The sequence below is a fragment of the Pseudomonas sp. NFPP28 genome (assembly GCF_900115535.1).
In the GTDB taxonomy this organism is placed as follows: Bacteria; Pseudomonadota; Gammaproteobacteria; order Pseudomonadales; family Pseudomonadaceae; genus Aquipseudomonas; species Aquipseudomonas extremorientalis.
On sequence record NZ_FOWT01000002.1, the window covers coordinates 492263 to 509072 of the forward strand.

17 protein-coding genes are annotated in these 16810 nt (G+C 61.4%); 6 read left to right on the forward strand and 11 right to left on the reverse strand.

What is annotated here, in order from left to right:
- Positions 1-34 precede the first annotated feature (34 nt).
- Together fetB and BM110_RS07695 are read right to left on the reverse strand one after the other, a co-directional pair.
- A complete protein-coding gene (gene fetB, locus BM110_RS07690) occupies positions 35-826 on the reverse strand; it encodes an ABC transporter permease (RefSeq protein WP_071492141.1) in 792 nt (263 codons plus the stop codon).
- On the reverse strand, positions 823-1500 hold the full coding sequence (locus BM110_RS07695; RefSeq protein WP_093513032.1) for an ABC transporter ATP-binding protein: 678 nt from the start codon (positions 1498-1500) through the stop codon (positions 823-825). Before BM110_RS07695 ends, fetB begins: the two co-directional genes overlap by 4 nt.
- A 131-nt stretch (positions 1501-1631) precedes the next feature.
- Between BM110_RS07695 and BM110_RS07700 the strand changes: the two genes are divergently transcribed.
- The 4 genes from BM110_RS07700 to BM110_RS07715 all read left to right on the forward strand — a co-directional run bounded on the left by BM110_RS07700 (position 1632) and on the right by BM110_RS07715 (position 5221).
- Entirely contained in the window at positions 1632-2708 is a 1077-nt protein-coding gene (locus tag BM110_RS07700; RefSeq protein ID WP_092244472.1) for an aldo/keto reductase, read from the forward strand.
- A gap of 52 nt (positions 2709-2760) precedes the next feature.
- Positions 2761-3003, forward strand: coding sequence for a hypothetical protein (locus tag BM110_RS07705; protein WP_058426121.1), 243 nt, complete (start codon positions 2761-2763; stop codon positions 3001-3003).
- Positions 3004-3153: 150 nt separating this feature from the next.
- Positions 3154-4350, forward strand: coding sequence for a DUF1835 domain-containing protein (locus BM110_RS07710; protein ID WP_093513034.1), 1197 nt, complete (start codon positions 3154-3156; stop codon positions 4348-4350).
- Positions 4351-4396: 46 nt separating this feature from the next.
- Positions 4397-5221: a 5'-nucleotidase, lipoprotein e(P4) family gene (locus BM110_RS07715; RefSeq protein ID WP_093513035.1), complete on the forward strand. Its 825-nt coding sequence runs from the start codon at positions 4397-4399 to the stop codon at positions 5219-5221.
- Between the two features lie 16 nt (positions 5222-5237).
- Here BM110_RS07715 and BM110_RS07720 read toward each other — a convergent pair whose 3' ends face one another.
- Both BM110_RS07720 and BM110_RS07725 read right to left on the reverse strand, forming a co-directional pair.
- Positions 5238-5522: a hypothetical protein gene (locus tag BM110_RS07720; RefSeq protein WP_092244463.1), complete on the reverse strand. Its 285-nt coding sequence runs from the start codon at positions 5520-5522 to the stop codon at positions 5238-5240.
- 19 nt (positions 5523-5541) lie between these two features.
- Positions 5542-6030: an Hcp family type VI secretion system effector gene (locus tag BM110_RS07725; RefSeq protein WP_092244460.1), complete on the reverse strand. Its 489-nt coding sequence runs from the start codon at positions 6028-6030 to the stop codon at positions 5542-5544.
- Positions 6031-6214: 184 nt separating this feature from the next.
- On the opposite strand from BM110_RS07725, the gene BM110_RS07730 reads away from it, so the two are divergent.
- Positions 6215-7129 carry an Ssp4 family T6SS effector gene (locus BM110_RS07730; RefSeq protein ID WP_093513037.1) on the forward strand — a complete coding sequence of 305 codons (915 nt, stop codon included), beginning with the start codon at positions 6215-6217 and terminating at the stop codon, positions 7127-7129.
- Between the two features lie 78 nt (positions 7130-7207).
- Here the strand turns inward: BM110_RS07730 and BM110_RS07735 are convergent, their stop codons facing one another.
- Positions 7208-8542 carry an LLM class flavin-dependent oxidoreductase gene (locus BM110_RS07735; protein WP_139220312.1) on the reverse strand — a complete coding sequence of 445 codons (1335 nt, stop codon included), beginning with the start codon at positions 8540-8542 and terminating at the stop codon, positions 7208-7210.
- A gap of 298 nt (positions 8543-8840) precedes the next feature.
- Here BM110_RS07735 and BM110_RS07740 point away from each other — a divergent pair, with 298 nt between their 5' ends.
- On the forward strand, positions 8841-9218 hold the full coding sequence (locus tag BM110_RS07740; protein ID WP_093513039.1) for a c-type cytochrome: 378 nt from the start codon (positions 8841-8843) through the stop codon (positions 9216-9218).
- Positions 9219-9221: 3 nt separating this feature from the next.
- On the opposite strand, the gene BM110_RS07745 is transcribed toward BM110_RS07740, so the two are convergent.
- The 6 genes from BM110_RS07745 to BM110_RS07770 are packed head-to-tail and all read right to left on the reverse strand — an operon-like array spanning position 9222 to position 16347.
- Entirely contained in the window at positions 9222-9656 is a 435-nt protein-coding gene (locus BM110_RS07745) for a RidA family protein (RefSeq protein ID WP_093513041.1), read from the reverse strand.
- 11 nt (positions 9657-9667) lie between these two features.
- Positions 9668-11251: a flavin monoamine oxidase family protein gene (locus BM110_RS07750; protein WP_092244450.1), complete on the reverse strand. Its 1584-nt coding sequence runs from the start codon at positions 11249-11251 to the stop codon at positions 9668-9670.
- Positions 11252-11263: 12 nt separating this feature from the next.
- Positions 11264-12187 (reverse strand): ABC transporter substrate-binding protein, encoded by a 924-nt coding sequence (locus BM110_RS07755; protein ID WP_071492149.1) that lies wholly within the window; start codon positions 12185-12187, stop codon positions 11264-11266.
- Between the two features lie 18 nt (positions 12188-12205).
- Complete coding sequence (locus BM110_RS07760; protein ID WP_092244447.1) at positions 12206-12979, reverse strand: amino acid ABC transporter ATP-binding protein; 774 nt, start codon at positions 12977-12979, stop codon at positions 12206-12208.
- Positions 12972-13937 (reverse strand): amino acid ABC transporter permease, encoded by a 966-nt coding sequence (locus BM110_RS07765; protein WP_092244444.1) that lies wholly within the window; start codon positions 13935-13937, stop codon positions 12972-12974. The genes BM110_RS07760 and BM110_RS07765 overlap by 8 nt, the downstream gene beginning before the upstream one ends.
- Before the next feature lie 16 nt (positions 13938-13953).
- On the reverse strand, positions 13954-16347 hold the full coding sequence (locus tag BM110_RS07770; protein ID WP_093513043.1) for a TonB-dependent receptor plug domain-containing protein: 2394 nt from the start codon (positions 16345-16347) through the stop codon (positions 13954-13956).
- Between the last annotated feature and the right edge of the window lie 463 nt (positions 16348-16810).

Genomic DNA, 16810 nt, shown 5'->3' on the forward strand with positions numbered 1-16810 from the left:
CAATCGAGCATTTCACCCAGTGAAACAATACCGCTCAGCGTTCCTCGAGTCTGTCCCGCAAAAACCGATGGCTCGCAGAAAACAACCGCTGGTAAGTGAGCAACACCGCCCCCACCGTACCCAACGCCGACGACGCGGCAATCAGGAACATGATCACGATCTGATAGCGCACCGCGTCCACCGGGCTTTCTCCCGCCAGCACTTGCCCGGTCATCATGCCGGGCAGGCTGACGATGCCGACCACCGTCATCTGGTTCAGCGTCGGGATCATCCCGGCGCGCACCGCCTGGCGGATGGCATCCTGCGCGGCCTCCCAGCGTGAGCCGCCGAGGGCCAGGATCATTTCGATGGTGTTGCGCCCCGAGGTCAGTTCCTGGGTCATGCGTTCGATACCCAGGGAGACCCCAGTCAGGGTGTTGCCGAGGATCATGCCAAGGATCGGGATCGCGTATTGCGGCTCGTACCAGGGGTGGATGCGGATCACCGCAAACAGGCCCACGGCGGTGACCAGCCATGAGCTGCCCCATACCGACAGGATGCTGTCGACCCGCTGGCCCCGGTAAGTCCGCCGTCCTCGCCCGGCGGCGGAGAGACCGGCGATCAGGGTCATGGCGCACATCAGCGGCAGCACCACGTACCAATAGGCGAACTCGAAGACCCAGCCCAACAGGTAACCGATGGCCAGCAGTTGCACCACCGTGCGCACCGCCGCCCACAGCAATTGGCGGCCCAGGCCCAGGCGCAACAGCAGCGACAGCGCGCCATTGATCAGGATCAGCGAGGCGGCAATGCCCATGTCCAGCGCGGTGAGGTTCTGGTAATTCATGGCTGGGCCACTCCGTTCAGTACACCGGCGCTCATCTGCAAGTGGATGTCACTCATGCGCCGGGCCTGGTCCAGGTCGTGGGAGACCCAGATGCAGGCACGGGAACTGTCCCCGGCAAACCAGGCGTCGATCAGCGCTTCCACTTCGCGGGACGAGGTGGGATCGAGGGCGGCGGTGGGCTCGTCCAGCAGCAGCACTTCGGGTTTGAGTTGCAGGGTGCGGATCAGCGAGACCACCTGGGACTCACCGCCTGAGAGGTCGGCGGCGTGTTTGGCCAGAAAGTCCGGCGTCTTGCCGGCGTGGCCCAGCAGTGCGGTCACCGTCGCCAGGTCGAAGCTGCGCTTGCGCGAGGTCTTGAGGCTGTAGGGAAAACGCAGGTTGTCTTCCACCGTACCGTCGAGCAGCGCCGGACGTTGGGAGAGGTAGCTGATATGGCAGCGGTAGTGAGGAATCTGCGCGTTGCCGATCGGCTCGCCGTTCCACAGGATCTGCCCGGACGTGGGCGCATCCAGCAACGCCAGTGCGCGCAGGAATACGCTTTTGCCGGAGCCGGATGAGCCGGTGATCGACACCCGGTCGCCGGCCTGCAGGCTGAAATCGGTGGGCTGGAGCAACGGCACCTGGCGACGCTCGTCCAGGCGCGTGAGGGCGCGGGTTTCAATCAGTGCGCTCATGGACGCGGTGTTCCTCTCAATCCGGATGATGCAATGGTGAGGCACACTCGCCAGGATTTCATGCAAAAAATTCAAACTATCGCATCCGGTGTGGCTCAGAGCTTTAGATTCAACGTTACCGAGGAGGCGACATGCAATACCGACAACTGGGCCATTCCGGCCTGCTGGTATCCGAAATCATCCTGGGCACCGTGCCCTTCGGCGGTCGCGCCGAGTTTGAACAATGCGGATCGGTGGACGTCCCCCAGGCCAAACGCATGTTCGATATCGCGTTCGACGCGGGTGTGAACATGGTCGACACCGCCGACCTCTATTCCCATGGCCTGGCCGAGGAAGTCGTCGGCAAAGCCTTGGGCGCCAAACGCAACGATATCCTGCTGGCCACCAAGGGCCGCAGCCCGGTGGACAACAACCCCAACAACTCCGGTTCTTCGCGCTACCATCTGATTCGCGCGTGCGAAGCCAGCCTGAAACGCTTGGGCACCGACCATATCGACCTCTATCAACTGCACAACTGGGACGGCATGACCCCCATCGAGGAAACCCTCGAAGCGCTGCGGCTGTTGGTAGGTTCGGGGAAAATACGCTACTTCGGCACCAGCAATTTCACCGCCTGGCAGATGATGAAGACCCTGGGCAAGGCCGAACTGCACGGCATGCTCAAACCTGTCACCCAGCAGATCTACTACACCCCGGAATCCCGCGAAGCCGAGTACGAACTGCTGCCACTGGCACTGGACCAGTCGGTGGGCACACTGGTGTGGGGCCCGATGGGCGAAGGCCTGTTGACCGGGTCTACCCGTCGGGGTCACAAGCCGCCCGCCAACACCCGCCAGGGCAGCGGTTGGCCGGAACCCTATGTGCATGATCAGGAGCGGGCGCTCGATATCATCGAAACCCTTGCCGCCGTCGGTGACGAACACGGCGTCTCGGTAGCCCGCACGTGTCTGGCGTGGCTCAAGGACCGACCGGGCATCACGTCGCTGATCGTCGGCGCCCGCACCGAAGAGCACCTGCGCGACAACCTCGCTGCGACTGAGTTGACACTGACCCAGGAACAAGCTTCACGCATCGAAGCCGTGACGCGCCGCCAGCCGTTATACCCATACTGGCATCGCTTTACCGCCGGGATCGACCGCTTTGATCCGGCGGAGCAGCCGTTTTTGGCTGAGCATCAAAAGACCATGGATGCGCGCAAGGACAAGTAATGCCTTGGCAGCCTTGCGCCAAGGCTGCCTTTTCCCATTCAAGGAGCCCCCCGTGATTGCCCAAATCATGATCGCCGCCCTCGGCGTCGTTGCCATCTGGTTCAGCCAAAGCAAACGCTTGAAAGTGCGCCGCTACGCCTGCCTGTTCGGCATGGCGGGCCAGCCGTTCTGGTTCTGGTCATCCATCAATGCCGAACAGTGGGGGATTGTATTGCTGAGCTGTTTCTACACAGTGGCGTGGGCGAAGGGGATCAAGACCCATTGGGTTGATCACACGCCAGACGCGCAACACTGATTTGCAAACGAGCGCGGCACTGCCTATATTTCCCGCCTGGCGCTCTCTACGCCACCTTCCGCGGAAAGGGCTGCGCCCAGGACACTGCAAAACCCTCTTTTTCTACGACTCCCCACCTTGAAGCGGAAAAGGTTTGTGCAAGGAGATCGTATGTCACAACCACTCAACACCGATGGCCGTCTCAACCTTGAGCAACAGCGCAAGCGTGCCAAGGAACTGCTGCCACGCCTGAAAGCCGAAAACCCGAACGCTACCCTGTCCCTGGCCCAATGGGAAATCGCCAGGCAGCTGGGTTTCAGCAGTTGGCCAAAGCTCAAGGCCCATATCGATGCCATCGACTTCGCCGCCCGCCACCCCGACTTCACCGCCAGCGATGAAGCCCGTACCACCCATTGGCGCTGCGGCAATGACATTGCCCACAGCCTGCAACTGGCAGGGTTCAAAGGGCAGTTCCGGATGCTCGCCGACCCGCTGTGCATGGGCCCGGTCCGCGATTTGCCCCGCCAGGCGTTCCGCGCCCTGCGCAGTGCCTTTATCAGCCAGGCCTTCGCCATCGATGACGCCGATGCAGCTCGTCGCGTCGACGTTGAATATGACCACCTCGACGCATTGGCCAGCGCCGACCACAGTGTGCTGTGGTGCGAAGCGGATGCCTATGACCAGCTGTTCCTGATCCGCGCACTCGCCGGTCTTGAACAGGTGCCGCACAAACTGGAGCTCATCGAGGTGGACCGCATTCCCGGCGTGCAGCGTTTTATCGGCATCGGCCAACTGGCGCCGGATGTATTGGCGTGGCTATGGCCGCAACGGCGCTTGCTCGAGGAGGACGCCGTGCAACTGGCCAAACAGGCCTGGTCGGCGTACTGCGACAGCTCGCCAGTCAGATGGGCGCAAATAGCCCACGACAGCCACACCGCCTTGCCGTTGCTTGCCCCGGCGTTGTTGCGTCAATTACAGGAATTGCCCGGCCTGCACGACGGCCTGTCGCTGACCGAGCGCCTGGCCCTGACGTACCTCGCCGAAAACGGGCCAACGCCATTCGGTCGGGTGTTTGCCGAACTGATGGCCAAGCGTGAACCGCTGCCGTTCCTGGGGGACATGATGTTTCATGCGCTGTTGCGACCGCTGATCGATGGCGACAACCCTTTACTGACAGCCACCGAGACGCACCTGGAATGGCCACGCCAGGTGCTGGCGTTGACTGCGCTGGGGCAGGCCGTGTTGAACGGTGACGCCAACTGGCTGGATCACGCCAGCCATGTGCGATGGGTGGGTGGCATATGCCTGCGACCTCGCCAACCCCACTGGGCGATTGATGAACACATCATGCCTGTATGGCGCCCGTGATTACGCTAACGTGCTGCCCATTCAACCCTCACTTGCGAGACTGCCCATGCGCAACCTGATCTTCGCCAGCCTGCTTCTGCTGGCGGGCTGCCAACAAACGCCGCCGGCCAATGACCAACTCGATGCCGTGCTCTGGACCCAGACCTCCATCGAGCATGAGTTGATTTACCGCCAGCTCTTCGCCAATGCCACCCGTCAACTTGACGTGGCGTTGGCCGATCCCACCTGGGATGCCCTGCCCTTTCCCCCGCGCAATCTGAACGGGTTACCGCCGGCGGTGGTGGTCGATATCGATGAGACGCTGCTGGACAACGTACCGCTCAACGCCCGCGATGTGGTCAACAACCAGGTCTATTCCTACGACCGTTGGAATACCTGGGTCGACCAGGCCAGGGCCCAGGCCTTGCCCGGTGCCGTGGCGTTCCTGCAGGCGGCCCGGCAAAAAGGCATCAAGGTGTATTACCTGACCAACCGCGAACACAGCCAGGTCGCCGCCACCGTAAAAAACCTGCGCCTGCGCGGTTTCCCGGTTGAAAGCGACCAACAGGTCCTGGCCGCCAGCACCCCCACCGGCCACTGCGAAAGCGCCGGCTACGGCAAGAACTGCCGCCGCCAATGGGTCGCCGCCCATGCCCGCGTGTTATTGATGGCCGGGGATTCCCTGGGGGATTTCGTGCAGGCCGAGCACAACACCCTCGCGGATCAGCGCAAGGCGGTGGAGCCCTATGTGAACTGGTTGGAGCAACGCTGGTTCTTGTTGCCCAACCCGACCTATGGCAACTGGTACAGCGCGCCGTATGGGGATGATGAGAAGCTGCCGTTCGAGCAAAAGCGCAAGCTCAAGCAGCGGGCGTTGCAGTTGCAGGAGTAGCGATGGTGCCTGGATATCAACGTTTTTTGGGGCGCTCGTTTTTAGACATCGCCCTGGCGGCCCAAGCCATACCAAGGGTCAGAGCAATGAATACGGCTTCACATACTACGTTCCAGATGATCGTGAACCAGAACAGCTTCGGCTGCCCTACAAGCGTGTAGGTGATGGAAGGCCCCACGCGACTGTAAGAAATCGCCACACCGCGAATTAACCCGTCGACAATGAGATAGCCATGAAGCCCTACAACAAAGATGAGAGCGGCTGTGATACACCAAAGCGATCGGCTGTCCGACAGCCTCATAGCATTTCTCCTAGAAGCCTCAGACCTTGACGTTCTGCCGGATATTCCAACCGAACTTCACTGGGCCACCGTCCTTGGCACCATCGGCTTTCTGTGGCTGGTAGCTGACGTCGACGGTGGCAAAATTCAGCGCAACTCTGTCGTAAAGCACATCATCCTTATTTCCGGCACTCGTGCCGTAGGACACCACCATCACTTCCTTCAAGGTGATCACCAGATACTCCACAGGGCTGGAACCACCCGCCTTGCGCACCACAAGCCGTGCTTCGGGGTAATGCTTGCCGCTAGCGCAGGCCATCATCAAATTTGGGCTGGATTTATCCAGCGGCTTGGTCAGATTGAGGTTGGCAAAATCGGCCTTGCCGGCGCCGCCACCTCTCCCGGAGTGCATCGATCCTGCCTGAGACACTCCCCACGCCCACTCGGTGATATCGATCTCGTCGAGATGAGCGTGGTCGCGTGATTCACCCTTGATATCGCCCAGTTTCAAAAACATATCGACGGCCATATTGGCTCCTTGTCCTTGTCAGCGTCGGAAGTGACGCGGGGCGAACTGTTCCTTATTCGACAAAGGGCCGACAAGGTTGAAAACCGGTATTGGGACGCGCCTGTCTCGAAAAGACGAAACATCCGACATCAATTTGCGCAACCGCGTCTTTACTCTCTCGACTCCCAAAACCAGGAGTTAAGGAATGACGGCCTCACTGCTCAAGGATGGATTTCCCTCGGCCCATCGCACCACACGGCAACGTATTGAAAGCAGCATTGATCTGCCTCGATTGTTCTCAGCCATCGACGCCGACCCGTCAGTGATTGGTGCTGGCGTGGTGTATATCGATGCGGAGTTCAATGTCGTGGTCCTGCGTGAGTTTCAGGCGGTTTGCAGGGTACAGCCGATCAAAATAGTACTGCGGGAGGCGCCAAGGTACGTGGGGCCAGTGGAGTTCAAGCGGATGCTGGAACATGAGACGCGGGAGTCCAGGTTGGTCGCGGAGGCGACCAACACCACAATGACTTGTGCAGGGGCATTATTGAGTTGGGTGGTAGTCTGGAGCGGGATTGCGTTCATGCCCTTCACTGCGGGAGCAAGTGCAGTGATTTCCTTTGTAGGAAAGGCTGCTGCAGTAGCGAGTACAGTTCAATGCATCGCTGGCACTGTTCGAACGGCATTTGAGGTTTACAGCCCTCAATCTAACGATAATCTGGACAATGAAGCTTGGTACCAGGCGGCAATGGTGGTGTTGGATAGCATTGCGCTGCTAGGTGTAGTTACTTCAACACTCGTGACAATCAGAGCGGTTAGCACTGCTACGCGAGTGACAGGAAAATCACTGCGCCAAGTCCTGCGAGGTCTTTCACGACCAGAGCGAGCACAACTGAACAACGAGTTACTCAGAATCCGTGACCCTCGACTCACAACGAAACTGCTCAAATTGGAACAGGCGGCAGGCCGGCTGCCCAAACGCATCAGTGCTACAGAAATGCATCAGACCACCCTTCACCACCTAACGGAGAGCTTGGCAGCAACTCTGAGCTTTACCAGTAGCGCTATGTCCGGAAACGTCAAAACACTTGCGATCGGCCTTTACGAAGAGTTGATCGATTGAACAAGCAGAAAAAACAAGAGGTATGAAAAACCTAAGCGACCCTGAAAAAACAGGGTCGCTGGAAGTGGTGGTAACCCGTCATGCCGCGACGTCACGTGCCGCCGTATGCCGATTCACCGGCACCGGCAACCCCAGGTGCCCGCGCAACGTGCTGTGACTGTACTCACTGCGAAACAACCCGCGCTCGCGCAACAGCGGCAATACCTTATCGGTAAACCGCGCAAAGTCCTCCGGCGCGCCCACATGGATGTTGAACCCATCCACCGCGCCCTCCACAAACCAGCGCTCGATCTCATCCGCCACGGTCTTGGGCGAGCCGACGAAACTGGAAAACGGCTTGGCAAACCGCAGCGCCGCCTGACGCAACGTCAGACCCTGTTCACGGGAAACTTGCTTGATGTTTTCCGCATGCCCACGATAGCCATTGCTACCCAAGTCACCCAACTCCGGGAACGGCTCATCCAACGGATATTGGCTGAAGTCGTGGTAATTGAATGGCCGGCCTAACTGCACCAGCGCTTTGTGCAGATCCAGCTCGCCATTGCGCTCGCGGTCGATGGCCTGGGCCTGCTCATCGGTATCCGCGATGATTGGAGAAATACCCGGCAGGATGGTTACGTGGTCAGGGTTACGTCCAGCGGCGGCGGTGCGTTTCTTGATGTCGCTGTAGTACGCCTGGGCATCTTCGAAATTGCCCACGCCGGCAAAAATCCCCTCGGCATAGTTCGCCGCCAGGCTGCGCCCGGATTCGGAGATTCCCGCCTGGAAAATCACCGGTTGGCCTTGGGCTGAACGGGCTATATTCAACGGTCCGGTGACCGAGAAAAACTCGCCGTGGTGATCGAGGCGGTGTTGGCGCTGCGGGTCGAGGAACACCTTGGTTTGCTTGTCACGCACAAAGGCGTCGTCTTCATAGGAGTCCCACAAGCCCTGCACCACCTCCAGATGTTCGGCCGCGCGGCGATAGCGCTCGGTGTGGTCGATGTGTTGCGCGCGGCCAAAGTTACCGGCCGCGCCTTCCAAGCCGGTGGTGACCACGTTCCAGCCGGCGCGGCCGCCACTGATGTGGTCCAGGGACGCAAACTGCCGCGCCACGTTGAAGGGTTCGGTATAGGAGGTTGTGAGCGTCGCCACCAGGCCGATTTTCGAGGTCGCCCCGGCGATGGCTGAGAGCAGCGTCAAGGGCTCCAGGCGGTTGAGGAAATGCGGCGCGGAATCCGGGGTGATGTAGGGGCTGTCGACGATGAACACCAGGTCGAACTTGGCCGCTTCTGCCTGTTGGGCCTGGGCGCGGTACCAGTCGATATCCACACTGGCATCGCCGGGGATCTGCGGGTGCAGCCATTCGTTTTGTGCAGTGCCTACACCGGTGAGAATGGCGCCGAATTTGAGTTGCCGGGGTGAGGTGGGCATCAGGGTATTCCTCCGTGGGTGGCCGCGGTGCTGGCCTGTAGAGATCGACGTTAATGCCCGCGAGCGGGGCTTGTGAAAGGCTTTGTAGATATATGCTAATTATTAAAATTACTGATATAAACCAAGAAAAAAAATCCGCAACAGGCATAAAAAACAACAGCGCTGTCGCGGGCCGTTGAAGCGGCTTTGGACACGGTCATGAGAAAACAAGGAGAATGGCGACCTTTCAAACTCAACGCGCTGGCATCAGGTTATTCCCTCGATCCCAATCTGATTCAAGCCACAAGGTCATATGGATATGAAACGGGCACTTATCGCTTGGCTCAGCCTGTTATCGCTGACCCAACCCTCACTGTCCTTCGCGGATAACCTCAACGGGAAAACTCTCTTTTCCCAGCGGTGTGCGATGTGTCACGGCGCCGATATCAAAGGCACTGGCCCCCTGGCCAACAAGAGCAATCCCCCCACACCTGACCTGACCACCGCCGCGTTCAAAAAACGCCTGAATGACTACCCAGGCGTTATCGTCTCTTCAATCATAATTCGCCCCAATGGCGACCTGATCCCAAGGACGTTGCGAGAGAACGGCGTGAAGCTAGCGCCGTTCGCATGGAGGGTTAGCGACTTCCGCGATTTGAATCAATACATGAGCGGTGTGATTGCCAAGACTCGTTGAGCCTCACACCGCTCTTGCAGCAACCGCCTCGACCTCAATCAACGCACCAGGCAATGGCAACGCCACCACTTGCAGCGCCGTACGTGCCGGCTTGTTCGGTTGCTCAGGTGTACCGAAGAACTGCGTGTACCCCGCCTGCAAGCCGGCGAAATCCAGCTTGCCGCCTGTCTCTTCGGCCCCTACCAGGAACACCCGCAACTGCACGATATCGCCCAGGTCCAGGTCCTGCTGGCGCAGGATCTTGCGCAGTTTGTTGAACACCGACACCGTCTGCACTTCGGTATTGCCATAGGCCGCCGGTGTGCCCGCCGGGGCGCTGGCATCGTGCAGGTCGGGCAAGGTGCCGCTGATGAAGATCAGGCTGGCGGATGCCGGCACCGTGACGGTCTGGGAAATCGGGAAATCGCCGACGCTGGTACGTTGAATGCTGTCGCTCATGATGAATCTCCTTATGAAGCGGCCAATGCCGCGCTATGACGGTGTTGAGTCACCCGTTCAGCCAGTTGCCCCACCACATGGCGCGCCGAGTTGGCCGCCGATTCCTGCCAGATACCCACGCCGCTTTGAACCAGCCCGTCGCCGGCGAAATACACCCGGCCATGCCCGGCTTCAAGCAAGGCGCTGGCGTCGGCTGGGAAATGCTCGCGCTGCAGCCACGGGCCTTCGCTGTAGGGAATCTGCTCCCAGGACACCGCCAGCGGATTGCGCAGGTGCTTGGAATACCCGGGATGCAGCAGTTCCACGGCCTCCCTGGAGGTGGCGTACTGTTTGTCGAACGGTTGCGCGCCAAACACATCGGCGCCCTCCCCGGTCACATAGCCCGCCACCAGCAGGCCTTCGCGAGTGTTGAGGTCATTGCTCGGGTACCACAGCAGGCGCGCCGGGTGTTCGATCCACGACAGGCCGCCGTAGGTGCGGTAGTCGGTCTCCCAGAAGCGCGGCGACTGCCACGCCACTTTGGTCGCCTGGTCGCTGCGGGTGCTGAGCAGGGCGGCCTTGATCGGGTCGTTGAAGTCGGTGTCGAGCCTGGCCAGCAACGGCAGCGGCAACGTCGAGATCAGGTAGTCGGCGCGCACGACCTGCTCGCGGCCGCTGCGCTGGTCGTGATAGGTCACCGCCACGCCGTCTTCCAACTGGCGGATACGGCGCACCTGGGCGCCCAGTTGTACATGACCGCTGACGCGCTGGTAGAAGGCGTCGGTGATGCGGTCCATGCCGCCCACCGGTTGGAACATGGTGGCAGAGAACTCCGGGAATTCGGTGTGCAGCAACGCGCCCCACAGTTCCGGATGCAGCAGTTGGTCCAGCGCCAACGGGCGGCGGCTGGCGGGCAAGGCGCCGGGGTGCGCTGGCGATTCCAGGTGCCCCGAACGGATCGTGCCCTCGAAAGCCAGCTCCTGGGACAGGTCGCCATACACCCGCAGGAACGCCAGCAAGCGCGTACGCTCTTCACCGCTCAACAGATCATCGAGGGCATCGCGCTGCACAGCTTTGGCGAGCAAGCCGGACAGGTGCCCGCGCGCATCGTTGATGGCCTGGCCGACCGTGAATGCAGGCTTGCCCACATCAGGCCGTACCTGGGCGCCATGACTGCTGTTGACCAGCACTTCCAGCGGCACGCCCAGCTCATTGCAATAGTCGAGAATCGTGCGGTGCTGGCTGGGAATCCGTGCCGGCCCGGCGTTGAAGTAATGCCCCGGGTCGAATGCTGCAGTTTGCGTGCGGCCGTCCTTGTAGTCCACGCGGTCGCCGTTGCGGATCGTCCAGGTGCGGCCGCCCACCCGCTCACGGGCCTCCAGCACTTGCACCTCGAAGCCGGCGCGGGTCAGTTCCAGGGCTGTGACCAGCCCCGCGATCCCCGCGCCCAGCACCAGCACACGCGTGCCCTGCCCCAGGCCTTCCTTGAGTTTCAACGGTTGCGGACGGCGGTGTGACGACGGCCCCAGGCCCAATGCCGCCAGCGCGTCCTTGACCGCCAGCTCGCCCCCTACCGCAGCGATGCTCGACAGCGCTTCACGTCGTGTCAGTCCCATGCTCGATGCTCCTTAATCCGGCAGGCCCGGTGGGTTGATCAGCGACGTGTCGACCCGCTCGATGTCCAGGCCCCAGCGTTGCAGCACCTGCTCATATTGGCCGCCGGCAATCGCACCTTCCAGGGCGGTGTGGATCGGCTTGACCAGGCCGTTGTCCTTGCGCGTGGTCACCGCGATATCGGCCTTCAACGGCCAGCCACCATTCACCGTGCCGACGAGCTTGATACCGCCGGTGATTGCCGCCGAATAGGCATACACCGAGTTAGGCCCGAACAGCGCATCGCTGCGCCCGGACTGCACGGCCAACTGGGCGGCAGCCTGGTCGTCGAAGTATTGCAACAGCGCCGGCTTGCGCCCCTCCTTCTCGTTGGCCTCGTTCCAGGCCAGCAGGACTTTTTCCTGGTTGGTGCCGGAACCGACGATGATCTTCAACCCGGCGATGTCCGCCGCCTGCTTGATCTCGCTGATCTTGCTGGTGCTCTTCACGTAGAAGCCGAGCACATCCTGGCGGTAGGTGGCGAAGTCAAAGCGCTTCTTGCGCGCCTCGGTCACGGTGACGTTGCTGATCACCGCGTCGTACTTGCCCGAACTGACACCCAGGGGCCAGTCCTCCCAACTGGTCTGCACCACATTGAGTTGCAGGCCCAAGCTATCGGCAACAAGCTGCGCGGTGTCAGCCTCGCTGCCGATGGTGGTCTTGTCGTCGCTGGCCAGCAGCGCCAGGGGCGGCCCGGCCACGCCGGAGACGGCCACGGTGAACTTGCCCGGCTGGGCGAACTTGAAGCCCGGCGGGATCTGTGCGATGGCCGCCTCGTTACGCGGCACATGGATGCGCGGGCGGTCGGGGCTGAGGTCGACCTGTTGCACGGCGAATGCGTGTTGCGCGGTGCTGACGGCAAGCGCCAGCAGGGCCACGCGGGCAGTAGAGATAAACATGGGCAGTCACTCCTTGAACTACAGCACCTTGCCGAGAAAGGCCACAGTGCGGGGATGTCGCGGTTGGCGGAAAATCTGTTCGGGCGGGCCTTCTTCAATCAACTGGCCGTCGCAGAGGAACACCACGTGGTCGGCCACCTCACGGGCAAAGCCGATCTCGTGGGTGACGATCACCAGGGTCACGCCCAGTTGGGTCAGGCCCTTGATCACGTCGAGCACTTCGCCCACCAGTTCCGGGTCGAGGGCCGAGGTGGGTTCATCGAACAGCAGCACTTTGGGGTCCAGCGCCAGGGCACGGGCGATGGCCACGCGCTGTTGCTGGCCGCCAGAGAGCTGGCGCGGATAGGCATCGACCTTGTCCGCCAGGCCGACCTTGGCCAGCAACCCGGCCGCCTTGGCCTGGGCCTCGGCCTTGCTCCAGCGCTTGTGGGCCAGGGGCGCTTCGGCGACGTTTTCCCAGGCGGTGAGGTGGGGGAACAGGTTGAAGTTCTGGAACACGAAACCGACGTCGATACGGCGCTTGAGAATCTCCCGTTCTTTGAGTTCGTAGAGCAGATCGCCCTTGCGACGGTAACCGACGTATTCACCGTCAATGGTGATATGCCCGCTGTCGATCTTTTCCAGGTGGTTGATGGTGCGCAGCAAGGTCGACTTGCCCGAGCCGGACGGCCCGAGGATCACCGTGACCTTGCCCGGGTCGATGGTCAGGTCGATGTCTTTCAACACCTGCTGGTTGCCAAAGCGCTTGCCCACGCCCTGGATCTGGATGCGCCCGGCGCGTGCTTCAGCCATGGGTCTTCTCCTTGATCCAGCCGCGAATGCGTTGCAGCGGCGTGGGTGGCAGCACCCGTGCGGTGCCCCGCGCAAAGTGGCGTTCGACGTAGTACTGCGCGCTGGTCAGCACGGTGGTGATGATCAGGTACCAGACCGTCGCTACGATCAGCAGCGGGATCACCGCCTGGGTGCGGTTGTAGATGACCTGCACGGTGTAGAACAGCTCCGGCAGGGCCAGCACATAGACGATGGACGTGCCCTTGACCAGGCCGATGATCTCGTTGAAACCCGACGGCAGGATCGAGCGCAGCGCCTGGGGCAGGATGATCCGGAAGATGCGCCGCGAGGCCGGCAGCCCCAGGGCCGCGGCGGCTTCATGCTGGCCGGCGTCGACGCCGATCAGGCCGCCACGGATGATCTCCGCCGCATACGCCGCCTGCATCAGGCTCAAGCCCAGCACGGCCACGGTGAACTGGCTGAGCACATCCACCGTCGACCACTCGGCGAACACCACGCTGGTGAACGGCACACCGAGCACGATGTGGTCATACAGGTAGGCAAAGTTGTAGAGGATGATCAGCACCAGCAACGCCGGCATCGAGCGGAAAAACCAGATATAGCCCCAGGCCAATGCCGCCAGCAGCGGCGAGCCCGACAGCCGCGCCAATGCCAGCGCGGTACCAAGGATGATGCTGAACAGCGTGCTCAGCAGGGTCAGCAATAGCGTCTGCCCCAGACCACGCAGCACCGACGGCGAAAAAAACCACTGGCCGAATACGCCCCACTCCCAGCGCGGGTTGGTGGCCAGCGAATGCACGATGGCCAGCAGCACGAGCGCCGCAAAGATCGACCCGGCCCAGCGCCAGGGATGCCGGGCGGGCACCACCTGCAGGGCCTTGATCGGCGTGGAGACACGGGCCTGGCGCACCGGACTGGGCGCGTCGATCAGGTCATAGGGTTTGGCGACGATAGGCATGGTGTATTCCTCGGCCTCAGAAGGCATAGGTCAAGCGGGTGTAGTAGTACCCGCCGGTAAAACCGTAGGGCGAATAGACGCCATAGCTGCTGACCATGGTGCTGCTCGGCACCCCTTGTTTCTTGGGGTAGATGTCGAACAGGTTCTTGGCGCCGACGGCGATGTTCAGGTCTTTGGTGAGGTTGTAGCCAAGGTCGAGATCGGTGATCCACTTGGCGCTGTAGATGCGGTCCAGGTCGCGATTGGCCGATGAGTTCACTTCCTTGTAGGAGCCGTAGCGCGTCAGGGCCAGGTTGAGGTTGAAGCGATCGATGCTCCAGTCGCCGCCCAGGATCAGCTTGGTGTTGGGCTGCACGCCGGTGATCAGGTTGCGCGCCTCGCGGTTCATCAGCTCGTAGGAGGTGCCGAGGATGTGGGTGGATTCCTTGTAGTTGAGGATTCTGGTCTGGTTCCAGTTGAATGCTGCGGTCCATTTCACCGAACCGTACCGGCCGAGGTCCTGGCTGTAGTTGCTGACCAGGTCCAGGCCTTTGGTACGGGTGTCGGCGCCATTGATGAAGTACTGCCCGCCGGAGGTGGAGTGGATGCCATTGTTCTGCAATACCTGGGTGATCTCGGGGCCGAGCAAGGTGCCCGTGAGGGTGATGCGGTCGCGCAGGTTGATCACGTAGGCGTCGGCGGTGAAGCTCAGGCGGTCGGTGGGCGTGAGGGTGAAACCCAGGCTGAAGTTGGTCGAACGCTCCGGCTTCAATTGCTGGGCACCGAGGGCTTGGGCCGCGGCGGAACCCACGGGCAACACGCCGTAGTTGATCGACTGGTACACGCCGTCCACCACCCCATAGGTGGTGGAGCGTGCGCTGAACAGGCTGTTGGCCAGGGACGGCGCTCGGAAACCGTTGCTGACAGTGGCGCGCACGGCGAACTGCGGGGTGAAGTCATAGCGGGTGGTCAGCTTGCCGCTGCGCGTGGCGCCGACGCCCTGGTTGTAGTGCTCGTAACGAAACGCCGTGCCGACGTACCAGTCCGGCACCGGGTTGAAGCCCACGTCGACGTAACTGGCCAGGCTGTTGCGCGAGGCGCTGCTTTCTTCGTCCGGCGAAATGCCGTTGGTGACCTGCGCGCCCGACGACGCGCAATTGCCCGGCGCCACGCAGTAGCCGCCGTTGGCATAGGATTCATAGTCACCGGCCTGCACCTCATAAGTGTCGCGCCGATGCTCGAAGCCAACGCTCAGGTCCAGAGGCTTTTGCAGGCCGATGTCGAAGCCGCGCTTGAAGTCGAGGTTGGTGGTCAGCTCGGTGGCGATCCAGGTACCGGAGGTAAAGTGATTCGGCGTGGCCTCCCCCAGGGACGGGTTCTGGTTATGGGTGGTGCCCTGCTCCGCCTCGTTGCGCCCGTAGGTGGTGGACAGGTCCCAGTCCCACTCGCCCACCGTGCCTTTGCCGCCGAATGCCGCCTGGAAATCATCCTCGTCGATAAACCACGTCGGCGTGTAGCCGCCGGGATAACCGTTGGGCCCGGTGGTGATGGTGTTGGTGATGGTCGGCAGGCGGAAGTTCTGCCCCTGCTCGGCCTTGCGCCGTGAATAGGTGGTGAAGGAATACAGGCTGAGGTTGTCGTCGATCGGCAACTCGGCGTTGTAGCCCAGGGTCAGCAGGTTGGTCTTGGGCGTGCCATAACCGCCGTACGTCGACCGCCCGGCCTGCTCGTAGGCCTGGGCATAGGTGTAGCCGTTGGCGCTGGCCTTGTTGTCATCGTTCTGGCTGCGCGCGTCGAGGGCGAGCTGCACGATGCCGCCGTCGCCGATCTCGAAACCCTTGTTGAGGCTTTGCTGCACCGTCTGTTTCTTGCCGTCATAGCCCTGGCCGATATTGGTCAGCGCGGTGCCGCTGGTGTCGGCCTTGAGGATCACGTTGATCACCCCGGCGATGGCATCGGAACCGTACTGGGCGGCGGCGCCGTCGCGCAGGACTTCCACATGGTCGATGGCGCTGATGGGGATCAGGTCGAGGTCGGCCGGGGCCGCACCGATATTGATCCCGTTGATGTTCAAGGTGGCGGCGGTGTGACGGCGCTTGCCGTTGACCAGTACCAGCACCTCGGCGGCACTCAGGCCACGCAGGTTGGGGGCTCGGGCAATACCGCTGGCGTCCCAGCCGGTTTTTTCCGGCAGGGTCAGCGAGGGGATCACTGCGCTCAGGGCCTCCATGAGGCCGGGCTTGCCGGTGTTCTGCAATTGCTTGGCGCTGACCACATCGATCGGCACCGGGCTGCTGGTGACGGTACGCTGCTCGGCGCCGCGGTTGCCGGTGACGACCACGGTGGACAGGGTGCTGTCGTCCTGGGCGTGTGCGGTGTTGGCCAGGATGGCCAGGGTGAATGCGGCGGTGGGTTGTAGCACTCGCTTCATAGGGGTTCCTGCGTTTCCAAATCGCGAAGTCGGGCCGTCACGCGGGTGGGCGCGGTGCTCGGTTTTTTTCTGGGGTGTCAGGGCGATTTGGGGCTAGGTGTGGGGCGAGGTTTGAATTGGCAACATACGTTGAACTCCCTTCCAACGGTTCTGCTGCGGGGTGGCAGCGCAGAATCCGAGTCTAGATTGGTACCATCCGAGGTCAGGGGTAGGCTGTTGAGTTCAAACATAACGGAATGGGTTTTGAAAATATAATGCTATTTGGGTATAAGCTAATATTCTTGTATTTCATTATTTATGAATTTTGTTATTCATATAAGTAATGTTTTTTGCGATTTGGGGATTGGGGCATATCCGTTATTTGGGTCACGGCGGCTTATGGTTCCGCCCTTACGGCGGGTCACTTTTGAAAAGAGCCCAAAAGTAACCAAAAGGCTCTTGCCCCAACACTCGGCACCTCGCC

Coding starts and splice junctions, on each gene's coding strand:
- fetB (WP_071492141.1), bottom strand. CDS start 826: ATGAATTACCAGAACCTCACCGCGCTGGACATGGGCATTGCCGCCTCG.
- BM110_RS07695 (WP_093513032.1), bottom strand. CDS start 1,500: ATGAGCGCACTGATTGAAACCCGCGCCCTCACGCGCCTGGACGAGCGT.
- BM110_RS07700 (WP_092244472.1), top strand. CDS start 1,632: ATGCAATACCGACAACTGGGCCATTCCGGCCTGCTGGTATCCGAAATC.
- BM110_RS07710 (WP_093513034.1), top strand. CDS start 3,154: ATGTCACAACCACTCAACACCGATGGCCGTCTCAACCTTGAGCAACAG.
- BM110_RS07715 (WP_093513035.1), top strand. CDS start 4,397: ATGCGCAACCTGATCTTCGCCAGCCTGCTTCTGCTGGCGGGCTGCCAA.
- BM110_RS07720 (WP_092244463.1), bottom strand. CDS start 5,522: ATGAGGCTGTCGGACAGCCGATCGCTTTGGTGTATCACAGCCGCTCTC.
- BM110_RS07725 (WP_092244460.1), bottom strand. CDS start 6,030: ATGGCCGTCGATATGTTTTTGAAACTGGGCGATATCAAGGGTGAATCA.
- BM110_RS07730 (WP_093513037.1), top strand. CDS start 6,215: ATGACGGCCTCACTGCTCAAGGATGGATTTCCCTCGGCCCATCGCACC.
- BM110_RS07735 (WP_139220312.1), bottom strand. CDS start 8,542: ATGCCCACCTCACCCCGGCAACTCAAATTCGGCGCCATTCTCACCGGT.
- BM110_RS07740 (WP_093513039.1), top strand. CDS start 8,841: ATGAAACGGGCACTTATCGCTTGGCTCAGCCTGTTATCGCTGACCCAA.
- BM110_RS07745 (WP_093513041.1), bottom strand. CDS start 9,656: ATGAGCGACAGCATTCAACGTACCAGCGTCGGCGATTTCCCGATTTCC.
- BM110_RS07750 (WP_092244450.1), bottom strand. CDS start 11,251: ATGGGACTGACACGACGTGAAGCGCTGTCGAGCATCGCTGCGGTAGGG.
- BM110_RS07755 (WP_071492149.1), bottom strand. CDS start 12,187: ATGTTTATCTCTACTGCCCGCGTGGCCCTGCTGGCGCTTGCCGTCAGC.
- BM110_RS07760 (WP_092244447.1), bottom strand. CDS start 12,979: ATGGCTGAAGCACGCGCCGGGCGCATCCAGATCCAGGGCGTGGGCAAG.
- BM110_RS07765 (WP_092244444.1), bottom strand. CDS start 13,937: ATGCCTATCGTCGCCAAACCCTATGACCTGATCGACGCGCCCAGTCCG.
- BM110_RS07770 (WP_093513043.1), bottom strand. CDS start 16,347: ATGAAGCGAGTGCTACAACCCACCGCCGCATTCACCCTGGCCATCCTG.